Origin of the sequence: Corynebacterium gottingense (assembly GCF_002285125.1) — a bacterium.
GTDB classification, from domain to species: domain Bacteria; phylum Actinomycetota; class Actinomycetes; order Mycobacteriales; family Mycobacteriaceae; genus Corynebacterium; species Corynebacterium gottingense.
Genome location: NZ_NSGN01000003.1, coordinates 254,665 through 281,067 on the forward strand (window position 1 = coordinate 254,665; position 26,403 = coordinate 281,067).

Below are 26,403 nucleotides of genomic sequence, written 5' to 3' on the forward strand. Positions count from 1 at the left end.
CCGATGCGCCGCATCAGTTGGGCCGCGGGAGTCGCGCTCTGTGTCGCCACCCCGGTGACGTTTGTCCCGCCTGCACACGCCCAGGACTATGACTGCACGGTTCCCGTCCACGCACCCCCGCCTCCCGCGCGCACCGCGGACGAACGCGCGCGGCTCGATGCGACCGATCCGCTGGCCAAAGCACACGCATTTGCCACCGGGCGCGGGGTGCGCGTAGCCGTCATCGACACCGGCGTGCACCCACACCCGCAGCTGGACCAGCTGCGGCCGGGCCGCGACTTTGTAGACCACGACGCCCCCGACCCGCTTCGCGACTGCGACTCGCACGGCACCGTCGTCGCCGGCATCATCGCCGGAACGGAGCTGGGTGTGGCGCCCGACGCCGAGCTCATCTCCATCCGGCAGACCTCCGCGCACTACCGCGACCACGCGCAGGAGGGCGAGGACCCCACCGCGGGATCGCTCGCTACGCTCGCCAGCGCCATCCACAACGCCATCGACGAAGGCGCCCACATCATCAACGCCTCCGTCGTTTCCTGCCAACCGCCGGAGCTCGCGGCGCGCATCGACACCGGCCCGCTCGACGCCGCACTCGCCCGCGCCGAAGCCGAAGGTGTGCTCGTTGTCGCCGCCGCCGGCAACGAATCCGGCGAGTGCAAGCAGGGCTTCGCCGTCTACCCCGCGCACTCGCCCACCGTGCTCGCCGTCAGCGCGCGCGACACCGCCCACGACCTGGCGGGATACTCCATCCGCGTCCCGGGCCCCTCGCTCTCCGCGGCGGGCACGGTCCCGCTGGCGCTGGCCTCCGATGGCACCGGCTATGCCACCGGCACCGTGGACAGCAACGGCCCCGCCCCCTACGCGGGCACCAGCTTCGCCGCCCCCGCCGTCACCGGTGCCGCGGCCCTGCTCAAGCAGCGCCACCCGCACCTGGGCCCCGCCGAGCTGCGCGCACACCTCTACGCCGCATCCCAGCCCAGTGGCGGCGCACTCGACCCGTACGCCGCCGTGACCCAGCTCGAGCCTCAATCGCTTCTCGACGCCCCACCACTCACCCTCACCCCCGCCACCGAACACACCTCACCGTCCGTCGGCCGGCTGGGCCAAGTCCTCCTCGCCGCTTCCCTACTGCTCATCGCGCTGGTTGGGGTGGCGCGGCTGCGTGGGCTTCGTGGGATGCGGCGGCAGCGTAACTAGCTGGTCGGGCTGAGGCGGGCCGGGGGTGGTACTGGTTGAGGCCGAGTCCACTCTGCCACCGCAGAGTAAAAAGCTACCGGCTAGTAGGTCGCCGTCAGCGCGGCCTCGCGAGTAAGCCGCTCCCCCGCCGGCAGTAGCTGCACGATCGACCACGGCACCTGCTCGGTCCGCGCAGCGCCCACGGTCTCCAGCGTGCCCGCGTCGGGCGCCTCGTAGCGCAGCCCGGTTTGGTCCACGACGTGGTAGCCGTGCCCGGTGTCCACGGCCACCGCACCACTCGGGAGGCCCGCGAAGCGGGTGGCAGGGCCCTCACCGGACAGCAACACACTCCCCTCGAGCGCTTCGCTCGCAGGCAGGTGAGCGGCCCCACCGCTTTCGGTGGCGCAGGTCGCAAGCGCTCCATCAGCGCCATCATCCCCGGCAACCGCGCCCGCCGGGTCGAGGAATCGCACCAGGCGCCCGGGCAGGCGGATGTCCACCGCGGGCTCGGCGTCGGGCCGGTCGGCGACTGCTTGGGGTGTGAGTTCGGAGGGGATGGCGCCGGCGTCGATAAGCATTTGTGCCTGGGCGCTGGTGATTTCCTGCACGCCGCGGGAGGTGTCCGCCCAGTCGCTGGTGCCGGTGCGGATCACGCGCGGCAGTGGGTTGGGTAGGGCGAACGGCGGGTGCTCGCGGAGCGCACCGAGGACCGGGGCTGGCGGGCGCCAGCGCGGGGTGGTGGCGTCGATGCCGAGCCCGCGGCGGATCACGCGGCCTTCCGGCGTGGCCGGCGGCGGCAACTGTGTGCGGCCGTCGCGGGTGACCAGCCATTCGCGGCCGTCGACCTCGGCGAGGAGCGCGGTGTCCTCGGCAAGCAGGGGCGCCTGCGCGGGCACGGCGAGCACCACGACGGCGTCGCCGGGCGCGGTGCACGCCGACCAGTGCGTGTCCTCGGCGTCCTCGGGGGCGAACACGGACGGCGCGACCCCGATCCCCACCGGCACGCCCCGGGCAAGCGCAGCCAGGTGCTCGTCGCCCGCGCGCACCGGTTCCTCGGGCCCGCCCACGATCAGGCGGGCCGACGTCAGGTTGGTCACCGGGTGCACGGTGTCGTCCACGCGCGCAAACAGGCTGCCGTCCGCAGCGCGGATCACCGCCGCCTCGCCCGGGTCCGGGTTCGGGCGCATCCACGCAAACAGCCCCATCACGCCCGAGATCATCAGCACCGCCACCAGACCGAAAATCATCGCGCGGCGGCGCGAGGACAGCGGGTCGTGGATCATGCGGATGTCGCCGAGAATCAGGCCGTGCTCCACCCTGCGCCGCAGGAACCGGTGCCCGGACACCTGCGTCTTTGTCGTTGGCAGCAAACGCGCCATGTGTGCATCCCCCTCCAGCGGTCTGAACCCGGCTCCCCCGAACCGGACCGCTTCAGGCTACTGCAAAGGCGCTGTCCCCGCAGCGTAACCCGCCCCGCCGTTCGCGGGCTCGAGCTGGTAGAGCGTGTCGGAGCCGTGCTCGTGGGCGTCGTTAATCATGCCCTCGAGCTCAGCGCGGGAGAACTGCTCGTTGACGGCAAAGATCACCACATCGCCCTTGCGATAGACGGGCGTGAGGCCGCGCGAGGTCCAGAAGCCGCGCTGCATCTGCAGGCGCTCCAGCTGGATCGGCCAGAACGCGCCCGGGCTGAGCATGTAGAACTTGATGTTCAGCGCCTCCGCACCCTCGTCCACAATGTTCTTCGCAGTCGGGTCGCCGCGCAGGCCCTCGCCGATCTCGCGGGCGGCCCAGTAGGTGATGTCCATGTTGGAGCCCAACCCGCCGGTCGGCCACAGGTAGTGGCGCGACAGCGTGGGCAGCCCGTTGTACGCGTAGGCCCACGAGTGGCCGTCGGCCGGATCGCCCATGATCGTGCCGTCCCACGCCGCGGGCTGGGTGGCCAGCCAATCCCAGGCGGCGAGGTCATCGTCATTAACCATGCGGTCATCATTGCGCCCGCCGTCAAACGCGCGCCGCTCGCCGTCCACAGCGCCGACCTGCACCATCGGCGTGCCAATCAGGGCGAGCACCAGGGCAATGCCTATCGACGCCACCCCGCTCCCCTTCTCCCACCCCCGGGAGCCCAGCCGCGCGGCCACCGGCGCGAGCGTGAACAGGCGGATCATCACCGCGACCCCGATCGCCGCGCCGACCGCCACCGACAGCGCCACCGGGAAGATCAAGCGGTGCGCCGTGTTGTAGTGCAGGTTGCCCACCAGCGTGAGCAGCCCGGAAAGCGGGCCACCCACTGGTGCGAGCGCGTTCGCCGCGATGGCGAGCCAGATGGCGTAGAACAGCGGAGCCCACACCTGGCGGCGCCACACCACCAGCGCCACCGCGCCCAGCCCCGCCAGCCACAGCAGCACGGTCGGGTCGAACCCCGGGAACAGCTGGTGCACGTGGCGGGTGTCCATCAGAAACGCGGTCGCCCACCCGCTGTCCAGGTCCTCGCTCTCCACGGGCTTCCAGCCCGACACCTCCTCGGCCTGCGCCGAGCCGGCGAACACCTGCGGCAGGTACAGCACCGCGCCGATGATGCCCGGGGCCGCCAGCCACAGCGTATCGCTGATCCGGCCGCGCTCGGGCGTGACCAGCGTGGAGGTCAGCCAGTACAGGCCCACGCCGATGACCACCACGGTCACCGCCGCCGGGTGGGCGGTGAGCACGCCGAGCAGCCCCACCAGCGCGGGCAGCGCCGTGATGCGCTCGGCGGGGACCCGCACGAACTGCCAGATGACCATGCCGGTCAGCGACATGGCAAACAGGTACGGCCACATGCCCACGTAGTCGCCGACCCAGATGAGCTGCGGGGCGACGGTCACAAGGATCGCCGCGAGCCCGCCCGCAATCTGCGCGGTCAGCCCGCGCGAGCGCAGGAATGCGAAGGCCATGCACGCCGCCGTCGCCGGTAGCGCCAGCCCTGTGAGCACAATCATGCCGATATTCAGCGTGGGGATCGGGTCGAGCCCGGCCACCTTGCCAAACATCGCGATGCCGGTGTGGAACGCCGACGGGTAGAGCAGCTGCGCGTGCGTCTCCACGTTCTGCAGCTCGCCCAGCCTGGTTGGCGAGGCAATCCCCTCATCCATGATGAAGCGCACCAGGTTGGCGTGCCACTGCACGTCCCACCCCTGGACGATGTTGTACACGCCGTGCGGCGAGCGCACGAGCCAGCCGAGGCGCTCGCTAATGAGCAGCCACGCGCCAACCACCACGCCCGCGGTGGGCAGCAGCCAGTACAGGTCCAGCAGGCTGCCCTTCCGCCAGTCCCCGGGGAAGAGCGCGCGCCGCCACGTCACGGCACCGCCGCGCCGCGCCTTGCGAGCAAACGCGTACCGCCACACCGCCGCCGCCCCGAACGCGACGACCAGGCTCACGCCGAGCGTCCACAGGTCCAGCGGCGCCGACGTAATCCCCCACACCCAGGCGCTCATGCCGAAGATGCCAAAGCTCACCGGCAGCGCCGCGGCCAGCGCGCGCGGCCCCTTCGCGCCCGCGATGAGGTTGAACAGGAACCCGGGCAGCAGGAAGAACGGGACGGCGAACCACGCGGCTGCAACTGGTGTCATCGTTCCTCCTCGCTCTGATACTTCGCTAGCATTCTAGGCCTTTGGGTTCGCTACAGTGTGCGCCGGTCGCGCGTCGTCGCAATTCTTTCCGCAAACGCGCTCTCGTGCGGATAGTCCACCCGCGTCAGCGTCAGCCCGCGCGCCGGCGCCAGCGGCACCTCCGGGTTCCGCGCGCGCTCCCCGAGCAGCCCCGTGACCCACTCCGCTTCACGACGCCCCTCCCCCACCGTCAGGCACGCTGCCACCAGCGCGCGCACCATGTTCCAGCAAAAGGCGTCCGCGGTGATGCGCGCCTCGAGCACGCTTGCCGACGCCTCCGCCCACCCAAACTCCTGCACCTGCCGAATCGTCGTCGCGTGCTCCTTCGGCTTGCAAAACGCCGCGTAGTCGTGCAGCCCCACCAGCTGCGACGCCGCCTCCTGCACGCGCGCGAGGTCCACCGGCTTCGGCCACACGGCGGTGTCGGTGCGCCGGGTCGGCACCGCACCCGCCGGGTTGGTGGTCACCTTGTAGGTGTAGGAGCGGGAAAGGGCGGCGAAGCGGGCGTCGAAAAGCGGGCTGACCTCGCGGACCCCGAAAACGCGCACGTCCTCCGGAAGGAGCTTGGCCAGGCGGCGCACCAGGCGCGTCGGGTCGCCGCCGAGCGAGCGCTGCTCGAGCGAGGCACGCGGGATGTCGGCGTGCGCGACCTGGCCGGTGGCGTGGACGCCGGCGTCGGTGCGGCCAGCGACGGTGAGCGTGATCGGCGTGCGCAGGACCAGCGACAACGCGTCCTCAATGGTGGCCTGCACGGTGCGCACGCCCGACGTTTGCCGAGCCCAACCGTGAAACTCTGTGCCGTCGTACGCGATGTCCAGCCGCACCCGCATCAGGTCTGGGTCGTGCTGCGCTGCGTCGTTCATTCGCATAAGGCTAGCAAACAGCGCGGGCGTGGCCGTGCTGGCGCTGGCATGGGCCGCGGCGGCCCCGCGCTGCCGTGGCCGTGCTGCCGGCCACGTCGTCGGCCCATCACCGGCCCAATCACTGCAGATACCGATACTAAGATACCGACAAGACGCTCCAGGACGGCGTCATCGGGGTCTTACTATCGGTATCTACCGATACACCCCGGCCCGACCCCCCGGAACGCGCAAAACGGCCCCTCCCGAACGAATCGGGAGGGGCCGCCGCGGGCCCGGAGGCGCGGGAGCTAGCCGTGGCTAGTCCTACTTCTCCTCGGACTCAGCCTCTTCGGCTGCCGGAGCCTCAGCGGACTCAGCTGCCTCGGCGTCTGCCTGCTTGGAAGCGGCAGCGCGTGCGGTGCGCTCAGCCTCCGTGGACGCGGTCTGCTCGAGGACGAGCGAGATCTGCGTCATCGGGGCGTTGTCGCCCGCGCGGTTCTCCAGCTTGATGGAGCGGGTGTAGCCGCCCTCGCGGCCCTCAAACAGGGGCGCGAGCTGGTTGAACAGGTAAGCAACGATCTCCTTGTTCGGCAGTTCAGCGGCGACTGCGCGGCGGTCTGCCACGGTGCCCTTCTTTGCCTTGGTGATCAGCTTCTCGGCGTAGGGACGCAGCATGCGTGCCTTCGCGTCGGTGGTCTTGATTGCGCCGTGCTGGAAGAGGGAGATAGCCAGGTTGGACAGAATGTGCTTCTGGTGGCTGGCGGACCCTCCGAGACGGGCACCCTTCTTAGGGGTAGGCATTTTCGTACTCCTCGTGTGCGTTAGTTGAGCGCGTGCTCTTACGTGTTACTCGGCTTTACGCGAGTGTTACTCGGTCTCATCCCCGCTGGGATCGACGAAGTCGCCGGTCTCGGCATCGTAGCCCTCGATCTGTGTCGGGTCGAAATCTTCCGGAGCATCCTTCAAGGTCAGGCCCTGCGAAGCGAGCTTGATCTTGACCTCGTTGATGGACTTCTGGCCGAAGTTCCGGATGTCCAGCAGCTCGGACTCGGTGCACTCTGCGAGCTGACCGACGGTGTGGATCTCCTGGCGCTTCAGGCAGTTGTAGGAACGCACGGTGAAGTTCAGGTCCTCGATCGGCGTGTTGTACGCGGCGATGAACTCGGTCTCCTGCGGGGAGGGGCCGATCTCAATGCCCTCGGACGCCGTGTTCAGCTCGCGGGCCAGGCCGAACAGTTCCACCAGGGTGGAGCCTGCGGAAGCCAGGGCGTCGCGCGCTGCCATGGAGTTCTTGGTCTCCACGTCGATGATCAGCTTGTCAAAGTCGGTGCGCTGCTCAACACGGGTCGCCTCAACCTTGTAGGCGACGCGGGTCACCGGGGAGTAGATCTGGTCGACCGGGATACGGCCGGGCTCCCCGCCCGCGTTGGGCATGGCCGGGACGTAGCCGCGGCCGCGCTCGACAACAAGCTCCATCTCCAGACGAGCCAGCTCGCTCAGCGATGCGATGTGCAGATCCGGGTTGTGGATCTCCACGCCAGCCGGCGGCTCGATGTCGCCCGCGGTGACGTTGCCCGGGCCCTCGACGGACAGGTACATGACAACCGGCTCGTCGGAGTCGGAGGACAGCACCAGGTCCTTGATGTTGAGGATGATCTCGGAAACGTTCTCCTTCACACCAGCGATGGTGGTGAACTCGTGGAGCACACCATCGATCTTGATGGAGGTCACGGCCGCGCCCGGAATGGACGACAGCAGCGTGCGGCGCAGGGAGTTACCGAGGGTGTAGCCGAAACCAGGCTCGAGCGGCTCGATGACGAACTTCGAGCGGTTGGTGTCGATGTACTCCTCGGTCAACTGCGGACGGTGAGAGATGAGCATGAACTTCTCCTTTATCGGCTCCCGCTATTTGAAGCCGGTAGGAACGGATGTGTTTGGAAGATTCCGCGCACGAAAGCGTCGATAAGCAACGAGCGCGGGGCGAAGCAACCTGGGTTACTTCGAGTAAAGCTCGACGATGAGCTGCTCCTGCAGGGGCACCTCAATCTGAGCGCGCTCGGGCAGCTGGTGCACGAGGATGCGCAGGGTGTCCGGAACGACCTGCAGCCAAGCCGGAACGACGGAGTCGAGCAGGTTATCCTGCGCGTCCTCGAACCAGAGCATGTTGCGGGACTTGTCGCGGACATCGATGATGTCGTACTGGGTGACCTTGTAGGACGGGACGTCGACGCGCTTGCCGTTCACGGTGAAGTGACCGTGGGAAACCAGCTGACGGGCCTGGCGGCGGGTGCGAGCCAGACCTGCGCGGTAGACGACGTTGTCCAGACGGGACTCCAGGAGGATCAGCAGGTTATCGCCGGTCTTACCCGGGAGGCGGTTGGCCTCCTCGTAGTAGCGACGGAACTGCTTCTCCATCACGCCGTAGGTGAAGCGAGCCTTCTGCTTCTCCTGCAGCTGGAGCAGGTACTCAGATTCCTTGATGCGAGCGCGGCCAGCCTGCCCCGGGGGGTACGGGCGACGCTCGAAGGACATGTCACCGCCGACGAGGTCGACGCGGAGGCGACGGGACTTACGGGTAGCAGGGCCGGTATAACGAGCCATGGTGTTTTACCTCTTTTCCTTTCTGCCTTAAACGCGACGACGCTTCGGCGGACGGCAGCCGTTGAACGGCTGCGGCGTCACGTCCGAGATCGAGGACACCTCCAGGCCGGCGGCCTGGAGCGAACGGATAGCGGTCTCGCGGCCGGAGCCGGGACCCTTGACAAAGACGTCAACCTTCTTCATGCCGTGATCCATCGCCTTGCGGGCGGCGTTCTCAGCAGCCATCTGCGCGGCGAACGGGGTGGACTTACGGGAGCCCTTGAACCCGACGTGGCCGGAGGAGGCCCAGGAGATGACAGCACCGTTCGGGTCCGTGATGGACACGATGGTGTTGTTGAAGGTGGACTTGATGTACGCGTGGCCAGCGGCCACATTCTTCTTTACGACGCGACGACCGCGGCGCGCGCCGGAACGAGTCTTCGGAGGCATATGTTACTTCTTCTTTCCTGCGATAGTCTTCTTCGGGCCCTTGCGGGTACGCGCGTTGGTCTTGGTGCGCTGGCCGCGGACGGGCAGGCCACGACGGTGGCGCAGACCCTGGTAGGAGCCGATTTCAATCTTGCGGCGGATGTCAGCCTGCACCTCACGACGCAGGTCGCCCTCGACGGTGTAGGAGGACTCGATTGCGTCGCGCAGGGCTGCGAGCTGATCGTCGCTCAGGTTGTCCGTGCGCAGGTCAGGAGAAATGCCGGTCTTCTCGAGCAGTTCCTTGGCACGGGTAGCCCCGATGCCGTAAATGTAGGTGAGCGCGATCTCCATGCGCTTGTTGCGCGGGAGATCAACACCAGCGAGACGTGCCATGTGGCTACGTTCCTTTCGGGTTGTTACGGTGGTTTTCTCCCTACCCGCCCACGCCAAACAACGCTTTGTCCGGACCGAGCCGGAGGATGGGTTGAGACTCGCGCGGCTCCAGCCACCGTGGCCGGAGGTAGTCGACGCCGCGGGCAAACCCGCGCGTCTGGGCAAGGAGGCTTACGTAGTTACTTGTAGCGGTAGGTGATACGACCCTTGTCCAGGTCGTACGGGGAAAGCTCCACGACGACGCGGTCCTCAGGAAGGATGCGGATGTAGTGCTGGCGCATCTTGCCACTGATGTGGGCAAGGACTTGGTGCCCGTTGTCGAGCTCGACACGGAACGTTGCGTTCTTCAAGGGCTCGATTACGCGGCCCTCAACCTCAATTGCGCCTTCTTTTGCCATTCAATCCACTTCCTACAGCCCCGCGTTTCCGCAGGTACTAGTCGTATTTCACGTGTGCTACAGAGCGCGCAGACGGAATGCCTGCACACCAAACGACTATGTTAGCCAACTACCTGCACAAACACAAACCCCGCCTCCATCAAGTGGAGAGCGGGGTGCAGCGCTTATCGACGCTACGTTGTCCTAGTAGACGTAAACCTTGTCGCCGATCTGCAGATCGTTGAAGTATCGCTGCGCGTCAGCGCGGTACATGCGGACGCAGCCAGCGGACAGGATCGACGGATCGCCCTGATGGAAGGCGATGCCGTTGTTGGTGAAGTAGGTGGCGTACGGCATCGGCGCGTTGTTGAACTCGTACGAGATCTCGTCCTTCACCTTGCGGTTGACGTAGAAGGTACCGCGCGGGGTCTCCTGACCCGGGCGGCCGGGTCCGACCAGGTCGGCCGTGTAGTACATCTCCCCGTTGTTCTGCAGCCAGGAGCGGCGGCCGTCAACGTCCACGCACGCCTTCGCGTCCTTCGGGCAGGAGCCGTAGTCAAAGGCCGGGGCCGGTGCCGGTGCGGGCTGCTCAGCCGGGGCGGGTGCCGGAGCCGGGGCGGGTGCCGGAGCCGGGGCCGGGGCCGGAGCGGGGGCAGGTGCCGGAGCCGGCTTCGGGGTGCGCTCCTCGATCAGGCCCGGGAACAGCGCCTCAACCATCTGGTCGATGGACTCCTTTGCCTGCGCGGGCAGGTCCGGGTTCAGCGCGGCCAGGCTGTCTGCCTGGGTGCGCAGGGTGGTGCGCAGGTTCCAAGCTGCGTCCCGCACTGCCTGATCGGCACTTGTGCCCAGGTTCTGCAGCTGGATGTTCGCGCTCTTCAGGAAGCCGTCCAGGCCGGCTTCGGAAGACAGCGAGGCGAAGGAAGAACCCGCATTCGGCGCGGGCTGCGGAGCCGGTGCGGCCGGGGCCGCGTTGGCTGCGATCGGGTTGGCGGCCAGGGAAGCAATGACGCCTGCAGCGGCGGCAACGGCAGCCGCACGGCGCTTGGTTGCCGACGGCTTTGCGTGGCGGGGTTGGTAAGACATAGACAGCAGTTTAACTACTTCCGCCAAGTTTTGATAGTCAGGCACGCATAAACGGTGTGTTATTTGCGCGGGGTAAGCACCCGCGGCCCGCCGGAGGTCGCGGCGACGGTGTGCTCCCAGTGCGCCGCAGGTGACCCGTCGGCGCTGACGACCGTCCAGCCGTCGCCAAGCACATAGGAGTCATACTCTCCGCCGAGAATGAGCATCGGTTCGATCGCCAGGACGGATCCCTCCTGGATGACCGGCCCGTGGTGGGGGCGCCCCTCATTGGCCAGGAAGGGTTCCTCGTGCATGGTGCGGCCGATGCCGTGGCCTCCGTAGCCGTCAAGGATGCCCACCACTACTCCGAAGCGGTCCTCGGCGGTGCAGGTCGCCTGCTCGAGCGCGGACGATACGTCGGTGAGGCGATTGCCCGGACGCATCGCCTTCATGCCCTGCTCCAGGACCCACTCGGTGGCCTTGTTCAGCGCGTCTACCTCCGGTGCCAACTCACCAATGCCAAAGCTCAGCGCAGAGTCGCCAACCCATCCGTTGAGCGTGGCACCGCAGTCGATGGAGACGAGGTCGCCCTCTGCAAGCACGACGTTCTCGCTCGGGATGCCGTGCACCACCACGGCGTTCACCGAGGCGCAGATGGAGCCCGGGAACCCCTGGTAGCCCAGGAACGTGGGTGTCGCGCCGTGGTCGCGGATCACGGACTCCGCGATCCGGTCCAGGTCGAGGGTGCTCATTCCCGGGCGGGCGGCGGCGCGGACCTCCGTCAGCGCTTCGCCGACGATCCGGCCGGCGGCCTCCATGGAGTCGAGTTCCGCTGGTGTTTTGGCGGGGATCTTGCGTCTTCTAAAACCCATCGGTCGGGCCTTTCTTCGAGTTCTTGGGGCAAGACGTGCTGTGCGCAGAAAGAGGGCCGGTGCGCCACGCACACCGGCCCTCTTCGTCGTCCGCCCTTACTTGAGGTTTTGCAGCTGCTCCATCGCGCGGGCGTTGATCTCATCAACGTCGCCGACCGCGTCGATAGAAATGATCTGATCGCCGTAGTGGTCGATCAGCGGCGCAGTCTCGTCGCGGTAGACGGAGAGACGGGTGCGGATCGTCTCCTCGTTGTCGTCGGCGCGGCCGCGGGCGAGCATGCGCTCGACGACCACGTCCTCATCGACAACGAAGTTGAGCACGCCGTCCAGCTTCGCGCCGGCCTTCTCCAGCAGCTCGGTAAGGATCTCGGCCTGCTCGACGGTGCGCGGGAAGCCGTCCAGGAGGAAGCCATCCTTAGCGTCGTCCTCTTGGAGGCGCGACTCGACCATGCGCGCGGTGACGTCGGTAGGCACGAGCTTGCCGGCGTCGATGTAGCTCTTCGCCTCAACGCCGAGCGGGGTGCCCTCGCCGATGTTGGCGCGGAACAGGTCACCGGTGGAAATGTGCGGGATCCCCAGCTTTTCGGAGAGGATCGCCGCCTGGGTGCCCTTGCCGGCACCGGGAGGGCCAAGAAGTACGAGACGCATTATCGCAAAAGTCCTTCGTAGTTGGATTGCAGGAGTTGGGATTCAATTTGCTTGACCGTGGTCAGGGCCACGGACACCATAATCAGGATAGCCGTGCCGCCGAACGCGCTCATCCCCATGCGGCCGGAGCCAGCCAGACCGGCGTCGAGCGCCAGGTTCGGCAGGATCGCAATCACAGCGAGGTACAGCGAGCCGACCACCAGCAGACGGTTCATCACGTAACCGAGGTACTCCGCGGTCGGGCGGCCCGGACGAATATCCGGAATGAATCCACCGTACTTCTTCATGTTCTCAGCCTGGTCAACCGGGTCGTACTGCACGGAGACGTAGAAGTACGCGAAGAAGATGATCATGATGAAGTAAGCCACGATGTACTGCCAGGAGCCCGGGTTCTGCAGCCACGCCATGACGTGGTTCATCCACCAGTTGTCCGGCGGGGTCGGCTTGTTCATGTTCACGATCTGGGTGATCAGCACCGGCACGTACATCAGCGAGGATGCGAAGATGACCGGGATCACGCCGGCCTGGTTCACCTTCAGTGGCAGGTAGGTCGCGGTGCGGCCGTACTGGCGGCGGCCCACAACGCGCTTGGCGTACTGCACCGGGATACGGCGCTGGCCCTGCTCGATGAAGATGATGCCCACGACGAGGACGATGATGGCCGCGATAACCACCGCGAGTGCGACGCCGCCGGAGTTCTGGAAGATGATCGCGCCCTCGGACGGGAGCTTGGTGGCAATGCCGGCGAAGATGAGCAGGGACATACCGTTGCCCACACCCTTTTCCGTGATGATCTCGCCGAGCCACATGATGATGATGGCGCCCGACGTCATCACAATGATCATCATGATGAGGGTCCACACATTGCGGTCCTCAACCAGCACGGGCATACCCTGGCCGAGCAGCTGCTCGCGGTCAGCCAGCGCGACGATGCCGGCGGACTGGAGGAGCGCCAGCGCCACGGTGAGGTAACGCGTGTACTGCGTCATCTTTGCCTGACCGGACTGCCCCTCCTTCTTCAGCTCCTCAAACTTGGGGATCACCACGGTGAGCAGCTGCACGATGATAGACGCCGTAATGTACGGCATGATGCCGATGGCAAAGATGGACAGCTGCAGGAGCGCGCCGCCGGAGAAGAGCCCGATGATGGAGAACATCGTCGCCTGATCGCCCTGGGAGATCTCCTCCAGGCGAGAGTGGATCAGGCCGTAATCCACGCCTGGCGTGGGGATCTGGGCACCGACGCGGTACAGGATCATAAGGGCGAGCGTGATCAGGATCTTGCGGCGTAGATCCTGATCTTTAAACGCCTGAAGAATAGCGGACACAAAGCCTCCTGGCTCCCACTGCAAAAAATAAGCAGGAGATTGCGAACAGTATGAACTACGAGCCGCCCTACCTGCCAAAAGGCACGCTAAAGCTCACCCGTACATATTTGACCCCACTACCCTAGCAGCCCATCTTGCGAACACTCGACTCGCATGAGGCTTAGCGGGTTGCTCCAATGTCACCACAAGGAGATTCGCACCTTCCTAGCACCTTTCCAGCCCAGACACAGCTCACCCACTCGGCCGCGGGGCGTGGCGTCGATAGGCATCGAGCCCCGCCGATAGACAAATCTGTCTTGAAATTCTGAACCGATAGGTTTAAAGTACTGATTTGTCGAGATTAATCCTGATCGAAAGGACCGTCATGCTGAAGAAGTTTGCAGCACTGACCACAGCCGCCGCACTCACGCTGGGGCTGACCGCCTGCTCGGGCGAGTCGAGCGACAACACCACTGCCGACGGCGACCTGGAGACCATCCGCGTGGCCACCTCGCCCGGCCCGTACTCGGAGCTGTTCGAGGACGCCGTTGGGCCGATCCTGGAGAAGGAGGGCTACAACGTGGACTATCAGTCGTTCACCGACCTCACCCAGGCCGACACGGCGCTGGCCGAGGGCTCCGCGGACCTCAACGTGGACCAGCACACCGGCTGGATGAACGTGTTTAACAACGAGAAGGGCGCGGACCTCACCTCCATCACCGAAGTCCCGACCGTGCCCGCCGGCGTGTACTCGGAGCGGCACCAGAGCATTGACGAGGTCGCCGACGGCCAGTCCGTCGGCGTCCCGATGGACGGCTCGAACAAGTCGCGCGCCCTGCACGTGCTTGTCGACGCCGGCTGGATCACCCTCCGCGACGACGCCGACGAGGCACTCGTTTCTGAGGCCGACATCGCGGAGAACCCGCACAACCTGGACATCCAGCCGATGGACTCTGCAAACCTGTCGCGCTCCCTGCCCGACCTGGACTGGGCCGTGATCCCGGGCTCCATGTCCTACTCCGCGGGCCTGGACCCGAACCTGCAGCTCTTCCAGGAGAACCTGCGTCCGGAACTGATCCTCGTGGCCGTGACCACCGAGGACAAGGCCGACAAGCCGTGGGCGAAGGCCGTGGCTGACGCCTACCGTTCCGACGAGTTCAAGGACTACTTGAACGAGCACAACGAGAACAACTACTGGTTCCTCCCGGAGTCGCTGCAGTGACCGGCCCCGCCGTCGCCTTCGACCACGTCTCCAAGGTCTTTGATACCTCCGGAGGCACGTTCGCCGCGCTCGACGACATCACGTTCGCCGTCCCCACGGGCGGGATCTTCGGTGTCGTCGGCACGTCTGGTGCGGGCAAGTCCACACTGATCCGCACGGTCAACGGCCTTGAGTCGCCCACCTCCGGCACCGTCACGGTGCTCGGCCGCCAGCCGTCCGAGCTGAGCCCGAAGGAGCTGCGCGAGCTGCGCCGCGAGGTCTCGATGGTCTTCCAGAACTACAACCTGCTGGAAACCAAGACCGTCGCGCAAAACGTCGCCACTCCCCTGCTGCTGTCCAAGACGCCGAAGGCGGAGATCACTCGCCGCGTTAACGAGGTCCTCGAGCTCGTCGGCCTGACCGACCGCGCCGACCACAAGCCGCGCCAGCTTTCGGGCGGGCAGCGCCAGCGCGTCGGCATCGCCCGTGCGCTGGTGACCAATCCGAGCATTTTGCTTTGCGACGAACCCACGTCCGCCCTCGACCCGCTGACCACCACCCAGATCCTCGACCTCCTGCGTGCCATCAACGCCGAACTCGGCGTGACCATCCTGCTCATCACGCACCAAATGGATGTTGTCGCCCGGCTCGCGGACTCCGTTGCGGTCTTAGATTCCGGCAAGCTGGTCGAGTCCGGCCCCGTCGCGGAGGTCTTCGCCGACCCGCAGGCGGCATTGACGCAGCGCTTCGTCGAGACCGTGATCCCCCGGGAAATCCCCGAGAGCGTTCGGGCCACTATCGACGCCAGCGCCTTCGACCAAGTGGTCCAGCTCATTCACTCCGGGCGCGCCGCCTCCGGCGTGTTCACCGAGCTGATCAACCGCTTCGGCCTGGACGCGCAGCTGCTGTCCTCCTCGGACGCCGACCTCGCCGGCACGACCGTCGGCGCGACCGTGCTCGGCCTTCGCGGCGGCGCCTCGCAGGACGCAACCGACGCCGTGGCGTGGCTGGAGAGGCTCGATGGAGTTTCCGTCAATCGCATTCGTAGCGGAAAGGACGCATAACCATGGATCAGCTGAACTCCTGGTGGCGCGACACGACAGGGTCGCGCGTGACCCCATCCATGTACATCGACTCGTTTGGCGAGACCGTCTACATGGTCGGCATCGCGCTCTTCGTCGGCGCCCTCATCGGCATCCCACTGGCGCTCGCCCTGGTGATCACGCGCCCGGGCGGGCTGAAGCCGAACCCGATTGCCTACGGCGTCCTCAACGTCCTGGTCAACGTGGTTCGCTCGCTGCCGTTCATCATCCTGCTGGTGGCGATCTCGCCCTTCACCCGCGTGATTGCCGGCACCGCGATCGGCACCACGGCGGCGCTCGTGCCGTTGACCCTGTACATCGCGCCATTCATCGCGCGACTCATCGAGCAGTCGCTCCTGGAGGTCAACCCCGGCATCACCGAGGCGGCCGACTCCATGGGCGCCACGATGGGCCAAACCATCCGGCACTTCCTGCTGCCGGAGGCAAAGTCCTCGATCATCCTCGCGGTGACAACGGCGACCGTCGGTCTCATCTCCGCGACCGCCATGGCCGGCACCATCGGCGGCGGTGGCGTTGGCGACCTCGCCATCTCGTACGGCTACCAGCAGTTCGACTCCGTCGCCATGCTCACCACCGTGATCATCCTGATCGTCGTGGTGCAGGCGATCCAGTCCATCGGCAACAGGCTCGCACACCGCGCGCGGGCGTAGCTTCCAAAACAACAGCCGCCGAGCCTTCACTCTGGTTCGGTGGTTTTTGCATGCGCGGACGGCAAAGTGCGAATGCACGGCGAGGTGCGAGTGACAGATTTCCCGCTCGCGTCCGCGGTGGTTTCAAGCGACCTGGGGATATGCCGATGGGACCGGGAAATTTTACGCATTCTCGTCATCTGCGGGCCTGCCCCGCCACCCCGAACCCCGCCCAGCCCCCACTCCCAGCCACAACGGCACGCAAAAAGCGGCCCGCCACCCCTGCAGTGAGGGGTGGCGGGCCGCTTGCAAGCAGTCCTCCGGACTACCGCCGCAAAGGCTTTACGCCTCGGTGGTGGTACCGCCTGCAGCCTGGATCTTCTCCGCTGCGGACTTGGAGAACTTGTTGGCGGTGACGTCGAGCTTGACGTCGATGTCACCGTTGCCCAGAACCTTCACGGGCTGGTTCTTGCGAACCAGGCCAGCTGCAACGATGTCCTCGATGGACACGGCGCCGCCGTTCGGGAAGGCCTTGGCCAGATCGTTGACGTTCACTACCTGGAACTCAACGCGGTTCGGGTTCTTGAAGCCCTTCAGCTTCGGCAGACGCATGTGCAGCGGCATCTGGCCACCCTCAAACGCTGCGGAAACCTGGTAGCGAGCCTTGGTGCCCTTGGTACCGCGGCCGGCGGTCTTGCCGCCCTTGCCGGCTTCACCGCGGCCTACGCGGTGCTTCGGCTTGTTTGCACCCTTTGCCGGGCGCAGATCATGAAGCTTGATGATGTCAGCCATGTTCTCTCTACTCCCCTGCAACTTCTTCTACGGTGACAAGGTGACGAACCTTGAGCACCTGGCCGCGGGTCGCGGCGTTGTCCTTCTTGATCACGGACTGGCCGATCTTGCGCAGGCCCAGAGCCTCGAGGTTCTGGATGGTCTGCGGCTTCTCGCCGACCTTACCGTGGTGCAGTGTGATCTTCAGTGCCATTGTGCTTACGCCTCCTGTCCTGCGCGTGCGCGCAGCATACGGGCCGGGGCAACGTCCTCGACGTCCTTGCCACGCTTCGCGGCGACCTCTTCGGGGCGCACCAGTTCCTTCAGTCCGGCAACGGTTGCCTGAACGACGTTCAGGGCGTTGTCGGAACCGAGGGACTTGGCCAGGATGTCCTGGACGCCTGCGCACTCGAGCACCGGGCGGACAGCGCCGCCGGCGATGACACCGGTACCGGGAGCAGCCGGGCGAAGCATAACGACGCCCGCAGCTTCCTCACCCTGGACCGGGTGCGGGATGGTGCCGCCGATCATCGGGACGCGGAAGAAGTTCTTGCGAGCTTCCTCGGCACCCTTCTGGATTGCGGCGGGAACTTCCTTCGCCTTGCCGTAGCCGACGCCGACCATGCCCTGGCCGTCGCCGACCACAACGAGTGCGGTGAAGGACATGTTGCGGCCACCCTTAACGGTCTTTGCGACGCGGTTAATGGTGATGACGCGCTCGATGTACTTGTCGCGCTCGTCGTTCTGGTTGCGGCGGCCGCGGCCACCGCGCTCGTTCTTGTTGCCTTTGTTGTTCTGGTTGTCGGCGGAGCGTCCGCCGTCACGCCGTTCACGTTCGGCCATTACGCGATCCTTCCGTTGATGGTGATGGTTGCGGTGATCATTAGAACTTCAGACCACCTTCACGAGCTGCTTCAGCAAGAGCCGCAACGCGGCCGTGGTACTTGTAGCCGCCGCGGTCGAAGACGATCTCTTCGATGCCAGCTGCCTTGGCGCGCTCTGCGACGAGTGCGCCGACCTTGGCTGCCTTGTCCTTCTTGTCCCCGTCCAGGTTGCGGACGTCCGGCTCCATGGAGGAAGCGGCCACGAGAGTGTGGCCAGCCAGATCGTCGATGACCTGCACGTGGATGTGGCGGGACGAGCGGTGCACGACGAGACGCGGGGTCTCCGGGGTGCCACGCAGGGTCTTGCGGATGCGGTTGTGGCGACGTGCGCGAGCCTCGCGACGGCGGGACGAGATGTCCTTGCCAATCGGGGTGCGCTTGGTGTTCTCTGCAGTATTGCTCATGATTACTTACCCGTCTTTCCGACCTTGCGACGTACCTGCTCGCCCGCGTAGCGGATGCCCTTACCCTTGTACGGGTCATCCTTACGCAGACGGCGGATGTTCGCCGCAATCTGGCCAACCTGCTGCTTGTCGGTACCTTCGATCGAGAGCTTGGTGTTGCCGTCGACAGCAAAGGTGATGCCTTCGGGCGCCTCAATCAGGATCGGGTGCGAGTAGCCGAGGGAGAACTCGAGGTCCTTGCCCTTCTGCTGCACGCGGTAGCCGACGCCAAAGATCTCCATGTTGATCTTGTAGCCCTCGGTCACGCCGATCACAAGGTTGTTGATCAGCGAACGCGACAGGCCGTGCAGCGAGCGGTTCTTGCGGTGGTCGTCCGGGCGGGACACCACAATCTGGTTCTCCTCAACCGCAACGGTGATCGGGGCCGGAACCTCGACGGTCATGGTGCCCTTCGGGCCCTTGACCTCGACGGTCTGGCCGTCGATCTTGGTTTCAACGTTGTTCGGGATTGCGATGGGTGCGTTACCTACACGCGACATAGTCTTTTCAACCTCCCTTTACCAGACGTAAGCGAGGACTTCCCCGCCTACACCCTTCTCTTGGGCCTGACGGTCGGTCAGAAGACCGTGGGACGTGGAGATGATGGCCACGCCCAGGCCTCCGAGGACCTGCGGCAGGTCGGTGGACTTTGCGTACACGCGCAGACCCGGCTTGGAAACGCGGCGCAGACCAGCGATGGAAGCCTCGCGGGTCGGGCCGTACTTGAGGTCCAGGGTGAGTTCCTTGCCCACCTTGGTGTCCTCAACCTTGTAGTCAGCGATGTAGCCTTCCTGCTTCAGAATCTCGGCGATGTTCGCCTTGAGCTTCGAGGACGGCATGGACACGCTGTCGTGCTGCGCATTGTTTGCGTTGCGCACGCGGGACAGCATGTCCGCAATCGGATCAGTCATGGTCATAGTGAGTGACCGGTTCCTTTCTCGTTGCGGTTCCCTAAGCCCACCTGACCCTGAAAGGTCGCGTTTGCCGTGTGGTCTGTCGGGGGCTACTTCACGCTCCCCACGCTCAGTAACGTGGGGCGCTCGCCGCCTCCCTTGCACGCGGTCCGCATTCTGGCGGGGGGCCTGCAACAAAGTTGGATGTACAGTTGGTCTTTCGGCTTGTGTTCCTCACACAAGTCCGACCGATAACCCTATACCTTGCGCCCCTTCCAGGGCAAATCGCTTTTCGACACCCACTCGCCCGCCACCCAACCTTCCCCTCAGAACGGCAACGCGGGCCGCGGAGCGACGCGCGTCTGCCCAATGTCGGAGGCATCGCCCGCTTGCTGCCCCTGGACGAACGCAGCGGGGTCAAAGGAACGGTTCGATGAATCGGCGTGGATGTACAGGCCGTGTGCGGCGGCGAATTCCGCCTGGGCGTTGCGGGCCTGCTCGGCATCGTCGATAAGCACCAGCGCATACTCGCTCGATGACTCGGTGACGCGATGCTCTGCCTCGGCGAGGCGTTGGCCGATACGGGTGGCGTAGCCCATCATGTACGAGCGGCGCGTGACCACGATGGATTCCGCAAGACTCGTGGCCCTGAGCTGGCCGGCGCCGTCCAGCATGACCACGCGGAGCATGGAGTACAGCAGACTCACGCGCTCGAGATGACTCTCCAGCCCAAACACCGTGACCTGGTTGACGCGCGTGGAGTTGTACACGCGCTGGTAAAAACCGACGCAGTGCAGCGCCTGCGCGATACAGAGCAGAAGTTTTGCCTGCATATCGGTGTATGCTCCGGCGATCTTAAAGATTCGGTAGGTCGCTGTCTTCTCCGCTTCCGGCTGCGACAGGTCGCGCTCGGAGAAACCGTACGCAGCCATCAGGTCAAAGGCCTTCGCGTAAAACGAGTCCCCTTCGGGTGTCCCCTCGCGATCTTTAGCCTGGTTGAGCAGCTTTTGCACACGCTCTTTTACCTTGGTGTTATCTTGCATTGCCATTGCCTTTCGTGCATTTTGTATAGTACGGTTATTTTTACTACACGTCGTTTGCTTCCGCTACCCGATTGGGGATCCGCGAATGGCCAGACCGCGCTCCGCATTTGACGCAACGCGCTATCCTGGCCCAACACCGAAAGGAGAACTCATGGCGAAGGACGATGCACTGCACACCACCCACGAATGGCTCGCCGCCGTGGCGAAAGAACTCGGCGTCGCGCCCGAGGCGGTGCGCTCGCTAGTGGGCGACGTGCTGGACCTCACCGCCGCTGTGGCCCACAACGGGCCGTCGCGCCCGGCGGCGCCCACCACGGCGTTTCTTGTCGGGCTCGCGGCGGGGCAACAGCTGGGCCCGGACGCCACGCCGGACGCGACGGAGTCGGCGACCCGCAAACTCATTGAGGCGACCACGCAGCTGCTCGAGCGCTACGGCACCAACGACAACAGCGACAACAGCGACAACAACGACGGGAGCCACGCGGGCGATGAGCAGGATTAACCAGCGCTTCGCCGTCACCAAGGTCACCCTCGGCGACGGCGAGCAGGCGGGGCGGGTGTTCACAGACACCCGCGCGGATACCGTCACCACCGAGGAGCCGTTGGAGATCCGCGCCGGCGGGGAGACGCTCACCACCACAATGCGCACCCCGGGCCACGACGTGGAGCTCGCGCACGGCTGGTGCTACGCGGAAGGCCTGATTACCGCGCCGCAGGATGTGCGCACGGCCCGCTACTGTGCAGGCGCCGTCGGATCTGGCGGCGAGAACACCTATAACCTGCTTGACTTGGAGCTCGCCGAGACGGCAAAGCCGGTCACGCCGGAGTTCATCCGTCTCACCCCAACTACCAGCGCGTGCGGTGTCTGCGGCACGCAGTCTATTAGCGAGCTGCTGCACAAAGTCCACATGCCCATCACCCCGATCGAGCTGGACCCCGAGCTCGTGGTGACGCTGCCCGACGCGCTGCGCGCGGAGCAGAAGCAGTTCAGAAAGACAGGCGGGATCCACGCCGCGGGCGCGTTCGACCTTGCGGGCAACCCGATCGTCGTGCGCGAGGACATCGGCCGCCACAACGCCGCGGACAAGGTCATCGGCCACCTGCTGCTGGAGGGCTGCCTCCCCGCGGACGACATGGTGCTGGTGATGAGCTCGCGCGCCTCGTTCGAGCTCGTCCAAAAGGCGGCCATGGCGGGATTCCCCGCGCTGGTGGCGGTTTCCGCCGCGTCGTCGCTGGCAGTGGAGCTGGCGCGCGAGACCAACATGGCGCTCGCAGGCTTTGTCAGGGACCGTCACTTTAACCTGTACGCCGGCACCCTCGCTTCGGTATGATCCCCAGCATGACCGCGCGCGAAGTCCCCCAAGAGATCATTGACATGTTCTACCCGCCCATGCAGTACATGCGGGAGAAACTCGACCCCGATTTCGGGCACCTCGCCGCCGTCCGCGCCACCGCCATCAACGGCTGCACGGTCTGCACGGCCATCCACCGTCGCAATGCCCGCGAGCACGGTTGGAGCGAGGACTACATCCTCAAGGTCGAGCAGTGGACCCGCCACGCCAGCGAGTTCAGCGAGACCGAGGCGCTCATCCTCGAGCTCGCCGATACGATCACCGAGCTCGATGACGCCCCCGATTCCCTCCCGGAAGACCTGTGGAACCGCGCGCTGGACGCCCTCGGAGAGGAAGTCACCCGCGCGCTCATCGTAGGAATTGTGGGCGTGAACAGCTACAACCGCCTCGGCATCGCCTTCAAACAGGACCCCCGCGACGTCGCGCGCGTCACCGACTTCGACCTGCAGTAGCCCAAAAGCACCGGCAGCGCACCCGGCGTCACGCCAAGGTTGTGCCAAGATGGTGGGCGTGAATACACCCCACTCCCCCGCTCCCGCCGACGGGACGGATGCCGCCGCTCTGCTCGGCGCCGTCCGTGACCTCCGCGATGCGGTCGCCGACACCGACGTCCCCACCGACAGCGCCGCAGCCGCCGACGCCCGCGCCGTGGTCAACCAGTTCGACGATTACATCCTGCCCCGCCTGAGCAACCTCGACGCGCCGCTGCTGGCCGTCATCGGCGGCTCTACCGGATCCGGCAAGTCCACGCTGGTCAACGGGGTCCTGCAGGAGCACGTATCCAACCCGGGCGTGATCCGCCCGACCACACGCCAGCCGATCCTGGTGGCCAACCCCGCCAACGCGGACTGGTTCAACTCCCCGGAGGTCCTGCCCGGCCTCGCCCGCTCCCACGGCGCCGGCGACGAGCAGTCCACCACGCTGCGCATCGTGCGCACCGAACAGATCCCCGAGGGCCTCGCGCTCGTCGACGCCCCCGATTTCGACTCTATCGACGACCACAACAGGGCCCTGGCCTCCCAGCTCTTGGCGGCCGCGGACCTGTGGATCTTCGTCACCACGCCCGCGCGCTACGCGGACCAACTGGTGTGGAACTTCCTCAACGACGCCGCCGGCCGCGGCATCGAGGTGGTCGTGGTGCTCAACCGCCTCGACGAGTCCTCCGCCGAGACCGTCCCCGCGGACCTGCGCCGCATGATGGACCAGGCCGGGCTGACGAGCGCGACGGTGTTCACCGTCCCCTTCGTCACCGGCACGGACGAGTTCCTGCCCAACGAGGTGGTAGCCCCGCTGCGCGACTACCTGTCCACCCTGGCCAACGACACCGCGGCCCGCCGCGACGTGGCCGGCAAGACGGTCGCGGGTGCGCTGGCGGGGGCGCTCGGGCGCGTCGACAAGCTCACTGCTGCCCGCGGGCAGCAGGAGGCGTTTGCGAACCAGCTGGACCAGGCGATTTCAGAGCAGTACCGCGCCGCCAGCCAGCACGTCATCGAGGCGACCAGCGACGGCAAGCTCCTGCGCACCGAGGTCATGGACCGCTGGCAGGACGTCGTGGGCACCTCGGACGTCTTCCGCGGCGTCGAGCGCTGGTTCTCCCAGGCAGTAGACAAGGTGGGCAGCTTCTTCACGGGCCAACCCGCCCCGCTGCGCGAGGTGGAAACGGAGATTGAAACCGGGCTGCACGCAGTGCTTATCGACGCCGCCGAGACCGCCGCCGCACGCTCCTGGTCCCACGTCGGCACGGTCGCCCCGGAGCTGCGCGCCCAGGCGGACCCCTCGCTGGCCCGCGCCAGCGCCACCGTCTCCGACGACGCGGCCCGCCTCGTCCGCGACTGGCAGCAGGCCATGCTGGAACGCATCCAGGACACCGCCGGCCAGAAGCGCCAGCGGGCACGCGCGATGTCGCTGGGCCTCAACGTGCTCACCGTCGCGCTGATGCTCGTCGTGTTCGCCTCTACCGCGGGGCTGACCGGCGGCGAAGTCGCCGTCGCCGGTGGCTCCGCAGTAGTGGGACAGAAGATGCTGGAAACCATCTTCGGCGAGGACACGGTGCGCCGCATGGCCGCCGAGGCGAAGGCCGACCTCAACGAGCGCCTCGAGGTGCTCATGGAGGCCGAGCGCAACCGCTACCGCGACGTCACCGCCCCGCTGCACCGCGGCGCCACCGCGGACCAGCTGCGCGAGGCGGCAGGCCAGGCCCGTGCGCAGGCCAGCGTCCGCTTCCCGGAGGCCCTGCCCGCCCCGGCGAACCTCCCGGCGGTTGCGGGCGGTGAGCGTGGCGTCGACAAGCAACAAAGCTCCGGCGAGGCCGACTCGAAGCTGCGCGGCCTCCTGGACCAGCTGCGCGGCACGTTCACGCGCCCGGACGGGCAGGACGGGGGCACCGATGGCGCTGTTTAGCTCGAAGGCACCGCTCGGAGAGCGGCTCGACGCGCTCGGGCAGGCCGCGGAGATCGGCCGCCCCTACCTCTCCCCCGCGCAGCGCGAGCGCCTCGAGAAGGTCGCCCGCGCCGGCGCTGAACGACGCGCCCTGTCCGCCGAACACACCGTCGTCGGCTTCTTCGGCGCGACCGGCTCGGGCAAGACTTCGCTGTTCAACGCCATTGTCGGCGAGGACCTGGGCAAGGCCGCCGCGCGCCGCCCCACCACCTCCTCGCCGCTCGCCGCGGTGTGGGAGCCCGCCGGTTCCGAGGAGCTGCTCGACTGGCTCGGCGTGGAAGACCGCCGCGCCCGCAGCGGCGAGTTCGCCCCCGGCGCGGGCCCGCTCATCCTGCTCGACCTGCCCGATTTCGACTCCGTTGAGGCCTCCAACCGGGAGATCGCGGAGCGGCTCGCCGGCCAGGTCGACGTCCTCGTCTGGGTGTCTGACCCCGAAAAGTACGCCGACAGCGTCATCCACGAGCAGTTCATCCGCCCCCACGCGGACCACGCCGCGGTGACCCTCGCGGTGCTGAACAAGTCGGATCTGCTGGCCGAGGGCGACATCCCCACCGTCAGCGCCTCCTTCAAGGGCCTCTTGCTTGACGACGGCCTCTCCAACGCCCACGTCATCCCCACCTCCACCCGGACCGGCGCTGGCCTGGACAACTTACGCGACGCTATCACCCGCGTCGCCCGCGCCCACACGGCGCAGTCCGCCCGCATCGAGGCCGACATCCACTCCGCCACCGCGGACCTGATCCCGGCCGCCTCCGGCAAGCAGCTGGCCAAGCAGGAGAAGCAGTCGCGGCCGGACAAGCACGCAAAGCGCGACATGGACGCCACGCTCGCCGAGGCGGCGGGCGCCGACCGCATCGCCGACAAGGCCGCCGCGGCGTACCGCAAGCGCCTGCACGAGCGCACCGGCTGGCTGCTGACCTCCTGGATCACCCGCTTTAGGCCGGACCCGCTCAGGCGGATGGGGGTGCGTGACGACGCCGACGAGCTCGGCGTCCACCGCTCCTCCCTCCCGGAACTGGACGCGGCCTCGAAGGCAGTGTCCAACCGCGGCGTGCGCGAGTACGCGGAGGCGGTGTCGCGGGGGTTGCCACGCCAGTGGGCCGCCGCCGTGACGGATCGGGCCGGTGAGGTCGCCGACCAGCTCCCCGCGGAGCTCGACCGCGCCGTCGCCCGCACGCGCGTCCCGGCGCAACCGTCGAAGGCGTGGTCGCTGCTCACCGTGATCCAGTGGCTCGCGCTCGTCGCCGCGCTCGTCGGCGTCCTCTGGTACTTGCTTGTCGCCCTCGTCCCCGGCGTCCTTACGCCGCTGCTCGGCGGCGACCTGGTCCCGGATGTCGAGGGCTGGCCCATCCCGACCCTCCTCATCATGTCGGGGCTGCTCACGGGGCTGGTGATCGGCCTGGTCAGCGCGGTCTTCGGCGGGGTGCTCGGTTCCGGGGTGCGGCGGCGCACCAAGGCTGCGCTCAGGCGCGAGATCGCGGTGGCCAGCGAGGAGACTGTAGTTGCCCCGCTAGGCCAGATCCGCGAGGACTACGCCCGCTTCGCAGACCGGGTGGCGCTCGCCCGCGCGTAGGCGACGTACATGCGGGGGTTTTAGCATGTACGTCCTACCCCCGGGTCAGAGGCCAAGAAGCTTATCGACGCTCTCCCTGCCCCGCAGCCCACGAAGTCCTATCAGCGCCCACACCGCTGGGCTCAACCCGGTGGTCACACTGCAGCACCACGGTATGACTCGTGCACTCGACTCGTCTAACTCCCCAAACTCGGCTACAACGAATCGCGCGACACGGTGACAGAGGTCGGCGCGCGCAACACCGGCGACGCGGGATACGTCGCGGTTACCGTCGATTACGCGGACAATTCGACTATTGGCGTGTCGCTGAACGTCGCAGTGGACCTCCATCTCGCCGACCTTACCGCTCATAAGGAGCTCGGCCCACTTTGACGTCCAGCCCAGCAACCGTCTCTCATCATCGACGGCTAAGGTGGCGTTGACCTGTTCGCTATTCAGCTGACCAAGCTGTTCAGACCACTGATTTAGTAACGCCATGGTGAGGATCGAGTAACGCCCGGGTGAGTATCCAGTAACACCCGGGCGTTTGGGGTTGGGTGGGGTTAGTGGGTTAGGCGCATGTTGTCTCCTTCTAGTGTGATGATCTCGGCGCCGACGGCGAGCCGGTTGAGGATCGACTCAGCGATGACAGCGTCGGGGATGGACTTGCACCATTCGATGGGGGCGAACTGGGATGTCACGATGGTCGCTCCTCGGTTTTCTCGTTCCGCAATGATGGTCAACAGTTGGTGTGCGGTGG

At 66.4% G+C, this 26,403-nt stretch carries 31 protein-coding genes; 10 read left to right on the forward strand and 21 right to left on the reverse strand.

Annotated elements, in window-relative coordinates:
- Positions 1-3 precede the first annotated feature (3 nt).
- A complete protein-coding gene (locus CKJ82_RS04770; protein WP_240510685.1) occupies positions 4-1,197 on the forward strand; it encodes a S8 family serine peptidase in 1,194 nt (397 codons plus the stop codon).
- An 80-nt stretch (positions 1,198-1,277) separates the two neighbouring features.
- Here CKJ82_RS04770 and eccB read toward each other — a convergent pair whose 3' ends face one another.
- The 13 genes from eccB to secY all read right to left on the reverse strand — a co-directional run bounded on the left by eccB (position 1,278) and on the right by secY (position 13,354).
- The gene (eccB, locus tag CKJ82_RS04775; RefSeq protein ID WP_095537235.1) at positions 1,278-2,555 is read right to left on the reverse strand and encodes a type VII secretion protein EccB; all 1,278 of its coding nucleotides are present in this window, start codon (positions 2,553-2,555) and stop codon (positions 1,278-1,280) included.
- A gap of 57 nt (positions 2,556-2,612) precedes the next feature.
- Entirely contained in the window at positions 2,613-4,784 is a 2,172-nt protein-coding gene (locus tag CKJ82_RS04780) for a DUF6541 family protein (protein ID WP_095537236.1), read from the reverse strand.
- A gap of 50 nt (positions 4,785-4,834) precedes the next feature.
- Positions 4,835-5,686, reverse strand: a complete 852-nt coding sequence (truA, locus tag CKJ82_RS04785) for a tRNA pseudouridine(38-40) synthase TruA (protein ID WP_240510686.1) — start codon at positions 5,684-5,686, stop codon at positions 4,835-4,837.
- Between the two features lie 303 nt (positions 5,687-5,989).
- Positions 5,990-6,466, reverse strand: a complete 477-nt coding sequence (gene rplQ, locus CKJ82_RS04790) for a 50S ribosomal protein L17 (RefSeq protein WP_095277866.1) — start codon at positions 6,464-6,466, stop codon at positions 5,990-5,992.
- A gap of 66 nt (positions 6,467-6,532) precedes the next feature.
- Positions 6,533-7,546, reverse strand: a complete 1,014-nt coding sequence (locus tag CKJ82_RS04795) for a DNA-directed RNA polymerase subunit alpha (RefSeq protein WP_095537237.1) — start codon at positions 7,544-7,546, stop codon at positions 6,533-6,535.
- A gap of 114 nt (positions 7,547-7,660) precedes the next feature.
- Positions 7,661-8,266 carry a 30S ribosomal protein S4 gene (rpsD, locus tag CKJ82_RS04800; protein ID WP_095277872.1) on the reverse strand — a complete coding sequence of 202 codons (606 nt, stop codon included), beginning with the start codon at positions 8,264-8,266 and terminating at the stop codon, positions 7,661-7,663.
- Between the two features lie 27 nt (positions 8,267-8,293).
- Positions 8,294-8,695, reverse strand: coding sequence for a 30S ribosomal protein S11 (gene rpsK, locus CKJ82_RS04805; RefSeq protein ID WP_095277876.1), 402 nt, complete (start codon positions 8,693-8,695; stop codon positions 8,294-8,296).
- Positions 8,696-8,698: 3 nt separating this feature from the next.
- Positions 8,699-9,067, reverse strand: a complete 369-nt coding sequence (gene rpsM, locus CKJ82_RS04810; RefSeq protein ID WP_038588440.1) for a 30S ribosomal protein S13 — start codon at positions 9,065-9,067, stop codon at positions 8,699-8,701.
- A 179-nt stretch (positions 9,068-9,246) separates the two neighbouring features.
- Complete coding sequence (gene infA, locus CKJ82_RS04815) at positions 9,247-9,465, reverse strand: translation initiation factor IF-1 (RefSeq protein ID WP_095277878.1); 219 nt, start codon at positions 9,463-9,465, stop codon at positions 9,247-9,249.
- 183 nt (positions 9,466-9,648) lie between these two features.
- Positions 9,649-10,527 carry a L,D-transpeptidase gene (locus CKJ82_RS04820; protein WP_205691379.1) on the reverse strand — a complete coding sequence of 293 codons (879 nt, stop codon included), beginning with the start codon at positions 10,525-10,527 and terminating at the stop codon, positions 9,649-9,651.
- Between the two features lie 59 nt (positions 10,528-10,586).
- On the reverse strand, positions 10,587-11,378 hold the full coding sequence (gene map / locus CKJ82_RS04825; protein WP_095535305.1) for a type I methionyl aminopeptidase: 792 nt from the start codon (positions 11,376-11,378) through the stop codon (positions 10,587-10,589).
- 96 nt (positions 11,379-11,474) lie between these two features.
- The gene (locus tag CKJ82_RS04830) at positions 11,475-12,026 is read right to left on the reverse strand and encodes an adenylate kinase (RefSeq protein ID WP_095535304.1); all 552 of its coding nucleotides are present in this window, start codon (positions 12,024-12,026) and stop codon (positions 11,475-11,477) included.
- Positions 12,026-13,354: a preprotein translocase subunit SecY gene (gene secY / locus CKJ82_RS04835; RefSeq protein WP_095277887.1), complete on the reverse strand. Its 1,329-nt coding sequence runs from the start codon at positions 13,352-13,354 to the stop codon at positions 12,026-12,028. Before secY ends, CKJ82_RS04830 begins: the two co-directional genes overlap by 1 nt.
- A gap of 364 nt (positions 13,355-13,718) precedes the next feature.
- Between secY and CKJ82_RS04840 the strand changes: the two genes are divergently transcribed.
- Genes CKJ82_RS04840 through CKJ82_RS04850 form a run of 3 tightly spaced genes read left to right on the forward strand, consistent with a single transcriptional unit; the run spans position 13,719 to position 16,287 of the window.
- A complete protein-coding gene (locus tag CKJ82_RS04840) occupies positions 13,719-14,555 on the forward strand; it encodes a MetQ/NlpA family ABC transporter substrate-binding protein (protein WP_095537238.1) in 837 nt (278 codons plus the stop codon).
- Complete coding sequence (locus tag CKJ82_RS04845; RefSeq protein WP_095537239.1) at positions 14,552-15,598, forward strand: methionine ABC transporter ATP-binding protein; 1,047 nt, start codon at positions 14,552-14,554, stop codon at positions 15,596-15,598. Before CKJ82_RS04840 ends, CKJ82_RS04845 begins: the two co-directional genes overlap by 4 nt.
- A gap of 2 nt (positions 15,599-15,600) precedes the next feature.
- The gene (locus tag CKJ82_RS04850; RefSeq protein ID WP_095537240.1) at positions 15,601-16,287 is read left to right on the forward strand and encodes a methionine ABC transporter permease; all 687 of its coding nucleotides are present in this window, start codon (positions 15,601-15,603) and stop codon (positions 16,285-16,287) included.
- A gap of 321 nt (positions 16,288-16,608) precedes the next feature.
- Here CKJ82_RS04850 and rplO read toward each other — a convergent pair whose 3' ends face one another.
- From rplO to CKJ82_RS04885, 7 genes are all read right to left on the reverse strand, one after another.
- A complete protein-coding gene (gene rplO / locus CKJ82_RS04855; RefSeq protein ID WP_095537241.1) occupies positions 16,609-17,058 on the reverse strand; it encodes a 50S ribosomal protein L15 in 450 nt (149 codons plus the stop codon).
- Between the two features lie 7 nt (positions 17,059-17,065).
- Entirely contained in the window at positions 17,066-17,251 is a 186-nt protein-coding gene (rpmD, locus tag CKJ82_RS04860; RefSeq protein WP_095277900.1) for a 50S ribosomal protein L30, read from the reverse strand.
- 5 nt (positions 17,252-17,256) lie between these two features.
- Entirely contained in the window at positions 17,257-17,880 is a 624-nt protein-coding gene (gene rpsE / locus CKJ82_RS04865; protein ID WP_095277903.1) for a 30S ribosomal protein S5, read from the reverse strand.
- 40 nt (positions 17,881-17,920) lie between these two features.
- Entirely contained in the window at positions 17,921-18,325 is a 405-nt protein-coding gene (rplR, locus tag CKJ82_RS04870) for a 50S ribosomal protein L18 (protein WP_095277905.1), read from the reverse strand.
- Between the two features lie 2 nt (positions 18,326-18,327).
- The gene (gene rplF / locus CKJ82_RS04875; RefSeq protein WP_095535298.1) at positions 18,328-18,864 is read right to left on the reverse strand and encodes a 50S ribosomal protein L6; all 537 of its coding nucleotides are present in this window, start codon (positions 18,862-18,864) and stop codon (positions 18,328-18,330) included.
- An 18-nt stretch (positions 18,865-18,882) separates the two neighbouring features.
- Positions 18,883-19,281, reverse strand: a complete 399-nt coding sequence (rpsH, locus tag CKJ82_RS04880) for a 30S ribosomal protein S8 (RefSeq protein ID WP_095277910.1) — start codon at positions 19,279-19,281, stop codon at positions 18,883-18,885.
- 302 nt (positions 19,282-19,583) lie between these two features.
- Positions 19,584-20,300: a DUF2786 domain-containing protein gene (locus CKJ82_RS04885; protein ID WP_095537242.1), complete on the reverse strand. Its 717-nt coding sequence runs from the start codon at positions 20,298-20,300 to the stop codon at positions 19,584-19,586.
- A gap of 151 nt (positions 20,301-20,451) precedes the next feature.
- Here CKJ82_RS04885 and CKJ82_RS12015 point away from each other — a divergent pair, with 151 nt between their 5' ends.
- From CKJ82_RS12015 to CKJ82_RS11775, 6 genes are all read left to right on the forward strand, one after another.
- Positions 20,452-20,802: a DUF6457 domain-containing protein gene (locus CKJ82_RS12015; RefSeq protein WP_240510687.1), complete on the forward strand. Its 351-nt coding sequence runs from the start codon at positions 20,452-20,454 to the stop codon at positions 20,800-20,802.
- Positions 20,789-21,631, forward strand: a complete 843-nt coding sequence (gene fdhD / locus CKJ82_RS04895) for a formate dehydrogenase accessory sulfurtransferase FdhD (protein WP_095537243.1) — start codon at positions 20,789-20,791, stop codon at positions 21,629-21,631. Before CKJ82_RS12015 ends, fdhD begins: the two co-directional genes overlap by 14 nt.
- Before the next feature lie 8 nt (positions 21,632-21,639).
- On the forward strand, positions 21,640-22,104 hold the full coding sequence (locus CKJ82_RS04900) for a carboxymuconolactone decarboxylase family protein (protein ID WP_165765383.1): 465 nt from the start codon (positions 21,640-21,642) through the stop codon (positions 22,102-22,104).
- Between the two features lie 58 nt (positions 22,105-22,162).
- Complete coding sequence (locus tag CKJ82_RS04905; protein ID WP_240510688.1) at positions 22,163-24,052, forward strand: GTPase family protein; 1,890 nt, start codon at positions 22,163-22,165, stop codon at positions 24,050-24,052.
- A complete protein-coding gene (locus CKJ82_RS04910) occupies positions 24,039-25,664 on the forward strand; it encodes a GTPase (RefSeq protein ID WP_095537245.1) in 1,626 nt (541 codons plus the stop codon). Before CKJ82_RS04905 ends, CKJ82_RS04910 begins: the two co-directional genes overlap by 14 nt.
- A 216-nt stretch (positions 25,665-25,880) precedes the next feature.
- A complete protein-coding gene (locus CKJ82_RS11775; protein WP_165765384.1) occupies positions 25,881-26,036 on the forward strand; it encodes a hypothetical protein in 156 nt (51 codons plus the stop codon).
- 170 nt (positions 26,037-26,206) lie between these two features.
- Here the strand turns inward: CKJ82_RS11775 and CKJ82_RS04915 are convergent.
- The coding region (locus CKJ82_RS04915) for an ATP-binding protein (protein ID WP_165765385.1) at positions 26,207-26,403 on the reverse strand (197 nt) is incomplete at its 5' end.

What these genes read in the sequence shown, in the direction of transcription:
- rplO (WP_095537241.1), bottom strand. Translation starts at nt 17,058, where the DNA reads ATGGCTGACATCATCAAGCTTCATGATCTGCGCCCGGCAAAGGGTGCA.
- rpsD (WP_095277872.1), bottom strand. Translation starts at nt 8,266, where the DNA reads ATGGCTCGTTATACCGGCCCTGCTACCCGTAAGTCCCGTCGCCTCCGC.
- map (WP_095535305.1), bottom strand. Translation starts at nt 11,378, where the DNA reads ATGGGTTTTAGAAGACGCAAGATCCCCGCCAAAACACCAGCGGAACTC.
- CKJ82_RS04795 (WP_095537237.1), bottom strand. Translation starts at nt 7,546, where the DNA reads ATGCTCATCTCTCACCGTCCGCAGTTGACCGAGGAGTACATCGACACC.
- rpsM (WP_038588440.1), bottom strand. Translation starts at nt 9,067, where the DNA reads ATGGCACGTCTCGCTGGTGTTGATCTCCCGCGCAACAAGCGCATGGAG.
- CKJ82_RS04850 (WP_095537240.1), top strand. Translation starts at nt 15,601, where the DNA reads ATGGATCAGCTGAACTCCTGGTGGCGCGACACGACAGGGTCGCGCGTG.
- rplR (WP_095277905.1), bottom strand. Translation starts at nt 18,325, where the DNA reads ATGAGCAATACTGCAGAGAACACCAAGCGCACCCCGATTGGCAAGGAC.
- fdhD (WP_095537243.1), top strand. Translation starts at nt 20,789, where the DNA reads ATGAGCAGGATTAACCAGCGCTTCGCCGTCACCAAGGTCACCCTCGGC.
- rplQ (WP_095277866.1), bottom strand. Translation starts at nt 6,466, where the DNA reads ATGCCTACCCCTAAGAAGGGTGCCCGTCTCGGAGGGTCCGCCAGCCAC.
- CKJ82_RS04885 (WP_095537242.1), bottom strand. Translation starts at nt 20,300, where the DNA reads ATGCAAGATAACACCAAGGTAAAAGAGCGTGTGCAAAAGCTGCTCAAC.
- infA (WP_095277878.1), bottom strand. Translation starts at nt 9,465, where the DNA reads ATGGCAAAAGAAGGCGCAATTGAGGTTGAGGGCCGCGTAATCGAGCCC.
- truA (WP_240510686.1), bottom strand. Translation starts at nt 5,686, where the DNA reads ATGAACGACGCAGCGCAGCACGACCCAGACCTGATGCGGGTGCGGCTG.
- rpsE (WP_095277903.1), bottom strand. Translation starts at nt 17,880, where the DNA reads ATGGCCGAACGTGAACGGCGTGACGGCGGACGCTCCGCCGACAACCAG.
- rpsH (WP_095277910.1), bottom strand. Translation starts at nt 19,281, where the DNA reads ATGACCATGACTGATCCGATTGCGGACATGCTGTCCCGCGTGCGCAAC.
- rplF (WP_095535298.1), bottom strand. Translation starts at nt 18,864, where the DNA reads ATGTCGCGTGTAGGTAACGCACCCATCGCAATCCCGAACAACGTTGAA.
- rpsK (WP_095277876.1), bottom strand. Translation starts at nt 8,695, where the DNA reads ATGCCTCCGAAGACTCGTTCCGGCGCGCGCCGCGGTCGTCGCGTCGTA.
- CKJ82_RS04910 (WP_095537245.1), top strand. Translation starts at nt 24,039, where the DNA reads ATGGCGCTGTTTAGCTCGAAGGCACCGCTCGGAGAGCGGCTCGACGCG.
- CKJ82_RS04830 (WP_095535304.1), bottom strand. Translation starts at nt 12,026, where the DNA reads ATGCGTCTCGTACTTCTTGGCCCTCCCGGTGCCGGCAAGGGCACCCAG.
- eccB (WP_095537235.1), bottom strand. Translation starts at nt 2,555, where the DNA reads ATGGCGCGTTTGCTGCCAACGACAAAGACGCAGGTGTCCGGGCACCGG.
- CKJ82_RS04900 (WP_165765383.1), top strand. Translation starts at nt 21,640, where the DNA reads ATGACCGCGCGCGAAGTCCCCCAAGAGATCATTGACATGTTCTACCCG.
- CKJ82_RS04770 (WP_240510685.1), top strand. Translation starts at nt 4, where the DNA reads ATGCGCCGCATCAGTTGGGCCGCGGGAGTCGCGCTCTGTGTCGCCACC.
- CKJ82_RS04820 (WP_205691379.1), bottom strand. Translation starts at nt 10,527, where the DNA reads ATGTCTTACCAACCCCGCCACGCAAAGCCGTCGGCAACCAAGCGCCGT.
- CKJ82_RS12015 (WP_240510687.1), top strand. Translation starts at nt 20,452, where the DNA reads ATGGCGAAGGACGATGCACTGCACACCACCCACGAATGGCTCGCCGCC.
- CKJ82_RS04780 (WP_095537236.1), bottom strand. Translation starts at nt 4,784, where the DNA reads ATGACACCAGTTGCAGCCGCGTGGTTCGCCGTCCCGTTCTTCCTGCTG.
- rpmD (WP_095277900.1), bottom strand. Translation starts at nt 17,251, where the DNA reads ATGGCACTGAAGATCACACTGCACCACGGTAAGGTCGGCGAGAAGCCG.
- CKJ82_RS04840 (WP_095537238.1), top strand. Translation starts at nt 13,719, where the DNA reads ATGCTGAAGAAGTTTGCAGCACTGACCACAGCCGCCGCACTCACGCTG.